The 7,869-nt window shown below is 69.5% G+C and carries 8 protein-coding genes; 7 read left to right on the forward strand and 1 reads right to left on the reverse strand.

The window, feature by feature from the left end; all coding sequences use genetic code 11:
- Window positions 1-262: 262 nt before the first annotated feature.
- Window positions 263-1,411 carry an FAD-dependent monooxygenase gene (locus AB0I79_RS62825; RefSeq protein ID WP_357896141.1) on the reverse strand — a complete coding sequence of 383 codons (1,149 nt, stop codon included), beginning with the start codon at window positions 1,409-1,411 and terminating at the stop codon, window positions 263-265.
- Window positions 1,412-1,530: 119 nt separating this feature from the next.
- On the opposite strand from AB0I79_RS62825, the gene AB0I79_RS62830 reads away from it, so the two are divergent.
- The 7 genes from AB0I79_RS62830 (at window position 1,531) to AB0I79_RS62860 (ending at window position 7,545) form a co-directional block, all read left to right on the forward strand.
- Complete coding sequence (locus AB0I79_RS62830; protein WP_357896143.1) at window positions 1,531-2,430, forward strand: LysR family transcriptional regulator; 900 nt, start codon at window positions 1,531-1,533, stop codon at window positions 2,428-2,430.
- 470 nt (window positions 2,431-2,900) lie between these two features.
- Window positions 2,901-3,272, forward strand: a complete 372-nt coding sequence (locus tag AB0I79_RS62835; protein ID WP_357896146.1) for a hypothetical protein — start codon at window positions 2,901-2,903, stop codon at window positions 3,270-3,272.
- Window positions 3,273-3,300: 28 nt separating this feature from the next.
- Window positions 3,301-3,867 carry an RNA polymerase sigma factor gene (locus tag AB0I79_RS62840; protein WP_357896158.1) on the forward strand — a complete coding sequence of 189 codons (567 nt, stop codon included), beginning with the start codon at window positions 3,301-3,303 and terminating at the stop codon, window positions 3,865-3,867.
- A 64-nt stretch (window positions 3,868-3,931) separates the two neighbouring features.
- The gene (locus AB0I79_RS62845) at window positions 3,932-5,005 is read left to right on the forward strand and encodes a CU044_5270 family protein (RefSeq protein ID WP_357896161.1); all 1,074 of its coding nucleotides are present in this window, start codon (window positions 3,932-3,934) and stop codon (window positions 5,003-5,005) included.
- A 661-nt stretch (window positions 5,006-5,666) separates the two neighbouring features.
- The gene (locus AB0I79_RS62850; RefSeq protein ID WP_357896149.1) at window positions 5,667-6,119 is read left to right on the forward strand and encodes a hypothetical protein; all 453 of its coding nucleotides are present in this window, start codon (window positions 5,667-5,669) and stop codon (window positions 6,117-6,119) included.
- Window positions 6,120-6,290: 171 nt separating this feature from the next.
- A complete protein-coding gene (locus AB0I79_RS62855) occupies window positions 6,291-6,605 on the forward strand; it encodes a hypothetical protein (RefSeq protein WP_357896152.1) in 315 nt (104 codons plus the stop codon).
- Between the two features lie 286 nt (window positions 6,606-6,891).
- A complete protein-coding gene (locus AB0I79_RS62860; protein ID WP_357896155.1) occupies window positions 6,892-7,545 on the forward strand; it encodes a sulfotransferase family protein in 654 nt (217 codons plus the stop codon).
- Window positions 7,546-7,869 lie beyond the last annotated feature (324 nt).

Below are 7,869 nucleotides of genomic sequence, written 5' to 3' on the forward strand. Positions count from 1 at the left end.
GCGTCCGACCGCCACGGCTGACCAGCGCCACCAGCCCCGGGATCCTGCCGGAATCGACATGCCGCGCCAGCACCTCACGCAGCCTGCGCAGACCCTGATCGGAGAAGCCGTTCCTGCCGATTGCCATAATCCTTGTCTCCTTGTCGTCATGATTGGTCCGCCGGTTCCGTTCCGATCCGGCGTTCGCTCGTTCACCCTTGCGAAGGGACCTGACATCAGGCCGTCGGCGCCCTGACGCCGCCGCTGACATGGCAGCGCCAGGTCAGCGGGCAGCGCGGCCGGGTGAAGGCCGCTCCACGGCGAAGCCGGGAACGTAGTCCTTGAGCCGCACGAGTTGCGGGCGGGCCGCCGCCGTGCGGTCGAGTCCCTCCTGCGAAGGCGTGCCCAGGAAAAACTGGTCGGCGCCTTCGCACGCCATGTGCTGGTGCTCAGCGACGAAGCCGCGCATTTCCCACTCGTAGGCGGCGAACGCCTCCGCGTGGCCGCCGCCGGCGGCCAGCTCGCCGGCCAGGATGTAGGCGCCGATCAACGCCTGGGAGGCGCCGCGACCCGAGGCCGGCGCCGCGCAGTAACCGGCGTCCCCGAGCAGCACCACCCGGCCCGAGAACCAGCGGTCCATCTCAACCTGGGCGTTCGCCTCGAAGAAGAGGTCCTCCGCTCCCCACATCTCCTCCAGCAGGCGCCGGGCCAGTCGGCCTTCGCCGGCGAACTGTTCGGCCACGATGCGCTTGTGCTCCCCGGCGTCATCGCGGTCGTAGATCAGCGGCCCGGAGGCGAAGTGCAGGGCGGCACGCGCTCGGGCGCCGTCGCGGGTGCTGAGCACCGCGGCCGCCTTGCCCGGCACGCGGTGGACCCGATTGCCGTCTTCGGAGCCGAGGTGACCGGGCAAGCCGAAGACCGCCGTGTAGAGGCCCAGGTGCCGGACGAAGCGCTCGTGCGGCCCGAAGGCCAGCGAGCGGGTGCGCGAGTGCAGCCCGTCGGCGCCGGCCACCAGGTCGAAGCGGCGCGGCCGGCCGCGGTCGAAGGTGACCCGCACGTCGTCGGCGGTCTGCTCCAGGGTGGCGATCGAGTCGCCGAAGACGTACTCGACCTCCCGGCGGGTGGCCTGGTACAGCAGGCCGGCCAGGTCGTCCCTGAGGATCTCCAGGTCGCCCGCGCAGATCGCCACGGGCAGCGCGGCGTACTCGTCCGCCATCGCCGTATCACCCAGACGCAGGTCCAGCGCCTCGGCCTGCTCCAGCAGGGCCATCCGGTCCAGCACGTCCAGCGCCTCGCCGCGCAGGCCCGCCGCGTACCCGCCCGCGCGCATCCGCGGGGCGCGCTCCACCACGGTCGGGGTGAACCCGTGGTGCCGCAGCCAGTACGCCAGGGCGGGCCCGGCGACGCCGGCACCGCAAACAAGGACGTCCATCCACGTGCTCCCTCGACAAGGCGAATCGTACGAATTGAGGATCAAGTACGGTGAGCACCCGAAACAACGACGGAACCCGCAAGATCACCTTCAGCGTGAGTGAACGGAGCAGGTCAGGCGTGGAACTGCGTGACATCGAGATCTTCCTGACCCTGGCCGAGGAACTGCACTTCGGCCGCACCGCCACCCGGCTGTGCCTGTCGCCCGCTCGCGTCACCCAGGCGATCCAGAAGCAGGAACGGCAGGTCGGCGCTCCGCTGTTCGAGCGCAACAACCGCACGGTTCGGCTGACACCGGTCGGGCGGCAGCTCCGGGACGACCTCCGGCCGCTCTACGCCAGGCTGAAGGACAGCGTGGAACGCGCCCAGCTCGCCGGCCAGGGCATCACCGGCACGCTGCGCGTCGGCATGCTGCCGCTCAACGCCTACGACCTGCGCCCCTACTGGGACGTCTTCCGCCTCCGCCATCCGCAGTGGAAGCTGCGCATCCACAGCGCGCAGGTGGGCCAAGCCTTTCCCGCGCTGCGACGCGGAGACATCGACGTCCTGGTGAGCTGGCTCCCCATCGACGAACCCGACCTCACCGTGGGGCCGGTCCTGTTCGCCGAGCAGCGCGTGCTGGCCGTCGCCACCGACCACCAGCTCGCCCCGCGCGCGACGGTCTCGCTGGAGATGATGTCCGACTTCCAGCACCCGCACGCCGACACCGGGCCCGGCTACTGGTACGACGTCTACGCCCCGCGCCTCACCCGGCGGGGCCGTCAGATCGAGCGCGGCCCCGTGGTGCGCGACGCGGAAGAGGCCATGACCCTTGCCAGCATGGACGGGCTGGTGGTGCTCTTCCCCGCCCACGTCACCCGCTATTGGGCACGACCGGACATCACCTACCTGCCGGTCACCGATCTGAAGCCGCTGCAGTACGCGCTGGTGTGGCGGAGCGAGGCGGAGAGCGAGCCCATCCGGGCCCTGGCCGGGATCATCCGCGACCTGGGCCCTCTCCCGTCGGCCCCTGCCCCTTGAGGGGGCGTCTGCGGAGCGGTGTTAATAGCTCGGACGAGGTAGGTGCCGTGAGTGGGTCTTAGGCGGCCTCCGGCGGGGGAGTGGGTTTGCGCCGGGCTGTGACATGAGCATGGCGTCGAGGCGGGTGGTCAGTGCGGCGAGCGGGCCGACGATGACAGGGTGAGCACTGCGAGTGAGAAACTGCTAGGAACTGGCGCCGCGACCCGGGGTCTGGTCCGTTACGCGACTACGCGAAGGACAGGAGTACCGGGAATGAGCCGCGGAATAACGCCCGCGCGAGACACTGACCCGGCTTCCACCCGCACGAGGCTCTGCTCGGCATCCTCGCCCTGCTGCACGGCGCTTCCAGCAGTGAGGTCGGCCACCTGCGGCTGGATGACATCGATCCCGCCGGCCGCACCATCCGCCTCGGGCAAGGCCCCCACCCGGTGCCCCTGGACCCGATCCGTTGGACCACCGTGCAGCGGTGTATGGCTCGCCGCGAGACCCAATGCACCAGCAACTCCAATCTGATGGTCGCCAAAAGGCACCGAAGCGGGCCGGAACCGGCCTCCGTCGCCTATGTCAGTCACATCCTGGAACCGGCCCGCCTCTCACCGCGGATGCTGCGCTCCACCCGCCTGATCGACCTGGTCAACACCATGGATCCCAAACTCGTCGCCGCAGCCTTCGGGATGAACCCTGAAGCGTCATGCCTGGCCGGCCCACGTCACCGGACCGTCGCCGGCACAGCCTGGCACTTCGGCGGCTGCGGGTGCCGCACGACCGTGGTGGTCGCCTCGCCCGCGAACACTTCTCCGGCGGTCGGCGAAGGAGGTGTGACAGAAGGGCAGGATCGATGAAACCAGGGACCGAGAGGTGAGCGTGACGATGCCGGTTCAGGCCGTCGAGGACGCCGCGCTCATCCGGCGTTCGTGGCGGGAGCCGGAGCAGTTCGCCGCCGTGTTCGACCGCCACTACGACTGCATCCACGCCTACGCCGACCGGCGGCTGGGCCGTAGCCTGGCCGACGACGTCGCGGCGGAGACCTTCCTGATCGCTTTCGACAAGCGCGAGCAGTACGACGTGAGCCGGGCCGACGCGCGGCCGTGGTTGTTCGGGATCGCTTCCAACCTCATCGCCCGCCATCATCGGGCCGAGGTGCGCCAGTACCGGGCGCTGGCCAGGACCGGCGCCGAGGAGCCGGGCGATGATCACGCCGACCGTGTGGCGTCCTCGCTGGACGCCGTCGCGCACCGCAACCGGCTGGCGGCAGCGCTGGCCGGGCTTTCCGGTGCCGACCGTGACGTGCTCCTGCTCGTCGCTTGGGCCGAGCTCACATCGGAGGAGGCCGGCCGGGCGCTCGGCATTCCGGCCGGTACGGCCCGCTCGCGGCTGCATCGTGCCCGCAAGAGGATCCAGGCGGCCCTGGGGAGGATCGACGATGAACGATCTTGAGACGCTGCGTGAGGCGTGGGGGCAGCCGGAACCACCGCCGGCCGAGGTACGGCACGCGGCACGGATGGCCTTGCTGGAGCGCGCGAGCGGGTGCCTTGCGGCTTCGGCTTCAGCTCCGGGCTCGACTTCGGCTTCGGCTCCGGCTTCGCCGGGGGATGTCCGGGGTCCCGCGGGCTTGCCGAGCCGGGCGGCTGTCGACCGGTGCCTGATTCCGGCGCGTGTCGGACGGCGCAGGTGGGCCGCACGGGCGCTCGCCGTGGCCGCGGTGGCCGTGGTCGCGACGGCGGGCCTGACGGCGGTCCAGCTCCGCGACGGACCGATCCCGGCGGCACACGCGCAGGTGGTCCTGGCCAGGGCGGCCGATGCGGCACAGGCGAGGTCCTTCGGTGAGCCGCGCCCGGATCAGTGGATCTACACCGAGACCCGCACCTGGTTCCACAAGGCCCGCGACGGCGACACAGTGACCGCGCGGACGCCGCTGGAGAGTGAGGCGGAGACCGCCTGGCGACGCGCCGACGGCGAGCTGGTGGCCCGAGAACGCGACGGCAAACTGGAGATCCACAACCTGGGCGGGAACACGCCCAAGGACTACGCCACGATCGCCGCCCTGCCCACCGATCCCGAGGCGCTGCTGGCGTTGTTCCGGGAGAGCACGGCCCGTCGCGAGGCGGTGGTGGAGCGGATCCGCGAGAGGTTCGCCGGTAACGAGGCGGCCCCGGATCCGGTCAGTGGTGATGTGTTCACGTTCGGGCTGCTCAGTACCCTGCTCTCCGACAACCTGGTGCCGCCCGAGGTCGAGGCCACGGTCTTCCGCGCCATGGCGCTCCTGCCGGGGGTCACGGTGAACGAGGCGGCGACGGACCCCGAGGAGCGTCCGGCGCTGGCGGTCAGCCTGGGCGCGCGCGAATGGCTGCGGTCGGAGCTGTTCCTGGACCCGGAGACCTTCGCCTACCGCGGCACCAGGGAGACCGCCGTCCGCGACCACACGCTCCACGACGGGTTCTTCGTGCGGCGCGGCGGCGAATCAGCTCCCAGCCCCAGCCCGACCGGCGGCTGGGTGATCGAGGCGGGCGCCGTCTACCGGCAATCCATCCGGACCGCCATCGCCGTGGTGGACGAACCCGGGCAACGCCCTTAGGCGGGGGCCCGCCGGCCGGGCCGGTGGAATGTATGCGGGGCTGGTTCAGTGAGGCGTTGCGCTGAGGGGTGACACCTGACTAGCTCGTCCAGCCACGCGATGTATCACCCGGCCCGGACTCCGGGTGAGGCGTAGAGCCGGGACGTCGTCGAGCGGTTAGGCGGGGCCCCGCCAGATCGTGGTGCCCTTGGCCGGCGTATCGCCGTGGCGGGTCACGACGGAGAGGATCCACCCGGACTCCAGGTGGGGCGCGAGACACCGCCGCGTTCGTCGAGCGGCGGCGCAGCGCGCCGCCGTTGCACCAAACCTGGAGGGTACGGCAGAAAGCACGGAAATGTGCGCCCGCACAGCCGTTGCGGTACTCCAGCCAGTCGTCCCGAAGGTACGCCTGCATGTAGTACTCGTCATTTTCTGCGTCCAGGCGCTCGACCACGAGGAAACGGTTGGACGCAGTCAACCCGCGCAACAAACCATGCAGGTCGTCGGAGGTCGGGTCTTCGACAGTATCGCCGCGTTCATTGAACGCCTGCGCCTTCGAACTCATGGCGCACAAGGCAACAACGCTTATGCCTCCGGCAGGGGGCGCTCCCACTCCGGGATGATCGCCTCGCCAGGTCTTGGGGCCGTAGGCGGTTGAGGTGGAAGCACGGCGGCAGACGGGATGATCAAGCAGGATGGCTCGTGGAGTGCATCACCACTCACGCCATTCGTCTGTGATCTCGAATCGCTCGATTCCACGACGAGCAGCGAGTCCATCAAGATCTATTCCGGCCTCGCTGAGCACGCCGTCGATGAACTCGCACAACTCCTCCCTCTCGATCGTGTCGTAGTGGTGATCGTCATGGGCGCCGTCGACGTTGTTGAGCCCTTCGACCACCCGTCGGATCGCTGCGAAGACCTCTTCATCGGAGGGCGCATCGAAGCCCCGTACCTCATTCTCGAAGGATGTGATGATCTAGGCTGGGCGCCCCCCATCTACGACCACGTGGCGGCGATCTTGCTTCCGTTATCGGCGCCTCCCCCGCGCTGGGGAGTGCCCTCGCTGACTTTGGCGGCTCTGGCGGCTCCGGCCATGCGTACCTTCTCGTTGTACTTTCCCGAAGGGCCGACCTAACTCATGGCAAGGCAATACGTGCCCCTTGAGTTCCGAGCCGATGGCCCTTACGGATGTGGGCCGGCTGACAGAGATCGACTGGCAGACCGTCACTGCGGAGTTGAACGGCTGGCCTACCACGGTGATGGTGCTTGGTTTGTCTGCGACTCTCGCTCTTCGGGGCAGGTGGGCATGGTCGCCGCGTGGCTGACGGCGGCGCTGTTCGTGATCATCGCCGGGGTGTTCACCATCCCCTACGCCGTTCAGTTCGTCTCGGAAGGCTGTACGGACACGCTCCGTCTCGGTGGTTGGGGCATCGTCAAGTTCGGGCCGATCCTGCACTATTTGGCGGGCGCAGTGCTGGTTACGTTCCTGGCGCTGATTCGGCGTGAGGAGACGGAGTGCAGTCCCGCGCTCAGGGGAACCTTGCCGTGGCCTTCGCCGTCCATGGGCAGCGCGGCAAGTCCAGGAGGGCCCGAGGCTAAGTTCCGGGACCCTTCGATGTAGTGCTGGAAGATCATGTGGCGAGGGCGTCCTTCATCCGCTTGTTGGCGATCTCCTGGTGACCGTCGAGGTGCTTGGCGTAACCCTGAGGAGCACGTCCATGTCGTCTCCTGCCCGGTCGGCCACGCCCGCGTTGAGCCAGGGGGAGACGGCGGCGTGCCTCAGGCCGTACGGCTGCGAGCCAGGGGAGCGGCGACCTTTACGGGTGTGAGGCCGCTCTTGCCGTGCAGCCTGTCGGGCATGTGGGTCGGTGGCTCGGATCGTCGTGAACGGGAGAGGGTGGGCCGGTATGGGTTGGCGCGTTGTGGGGGCGGGGTTTCCGCGTACGGGGACGACGTCGCTGAAGGTGGCGTTGGAGCGGCTGCTCGGGAAGCCCTGCTACCACATGGAGGAATTGTTCGGGCGGCCGGACGACGCCGCGGTCTGGCGTGACGCCTGCGCGGGAGCGGTGCCGGACTGGCGCCGGTTTCTCGCAGGGTACGCCGCCGGGGTCGACTGGCCGGTGTCGTGGTTCTGGCGGGAACTGTCCGCCGCGTTCCCGGACGCGCTGGTGGTGCTGTCCCGGCGGGAAAGCGCCGAGCGCTGGTATCAGAGCGTGGACCGGACGGTGCTGGACGGGGCGCGCCACCTGATGGGCGGGGGTCCCGCAGGCGGGCGGCCGCCGTTGCTCGCCACTGCCGGTCCTGAGCAGGGCGGTGCCTTGGAGGAGATGATGCGGGCCTTGTTCGGCGGCGCGTTCGGCGACCCCCATGACCGTGACAGGGTCATCGCGGCCTACGAACGGCACCTCGCCGAGGTCCGCGCCACCGTGCCGGCGCACCGGCTGCTGGAATGGCAGCCGGCCGACGGCTGGCAGCCGTTGTGCGCCGCGCTCGGCCTCCCGATCCCCGACGAGCCGTTCCCTCACGAGAACGCCACGGCCAGGACACCGGACGGCAGATGATCTCGCCGGCCGAGGGGATCGCCGGCGTGCCGGGGCGGCGCGTTGATCGCGAATCCGCCTCCGCGGGGGGACGAAAGCGATCATTATGACCGTGGGGCCGTACCCCCGCGAGCACGGCCACCCCGCAGTCGCTCGCACTTGTCCGAGAGAAAGGACCACATGTCCGAGGGAACGATCAACCGCCGAAAGCTCATCACCATGGGCTCGGCGGCGGCCGCCGGCGGTCTGTTAGGGCGCGTTTCAGAAGTGGTGGGCTCATAGCCAGGTGTCGATCACGGCGATGTGGACGGTCGCTTCGTAGCGCACGGCCAGTTTGTCGTAGCG

The sequence above is a fragment of the Nonomuraea sp. NPDC050202 genome, from assembly GCF_040656115.1.
Taxonomy (GTDB): domain Bacteria; phylum Actinomycetota; class Actinomycetes; order Streptosporangiales; family Streptosporangiaceae; genus Nonomuraea.

Coding starts and splice junctions, on each gene's coding strand:
- AB0I79_RS62860 (WP_357896155.1), top strand. CDS start 6,892: ATGGGTTGGCGCGTTGTGGGGGCGGGGTTTCCGCGTACGGGGACGACG.
- AB0I79_RS62855 (WP_357896152.1), top strand. CDS start 6,291: ATGGTCGCCGCGTGGCTGACGGCGGCGCTGTTCGTGATCATCGCCGGG.
- AB0I79_RS62840 (WP_357896158.1), top strand. CDS start 3,301: ATGCCGGTTCAGGCCGTCGAGGACGCCGCGCTCATCCGGCGTTCGTGG.
- AB0I79_RS62845 (WP_357896161.1), top strand. CDS start 3,932: ATGGCCTTGCTGGAGCGCGCGAGCGGGTGCCTTGCGGCTTCGGCTTCA.
- AB0I79_RS62835 (WP_357896146.1), top strand. CDS start 2,901: ATGGCTCGCCGCGAGACCCAATGCACCAGCAACTCCAATCTGATGGTC.
- AB0I79_RS62825 (WP_357896141.1), bottom strand. CDS start 1,411: ATGGACGTCCTTGTTTGCGGTGCCGGCGTCGCCGGGCCCGCCCTGGCG.
- AB0I79_RS62850 (WP_357896149.1), top strand. CDS start 5,667: ATGATCAAGCAGGATGGCTCGTGGAGTGCATCACCACTCACGCCATTC.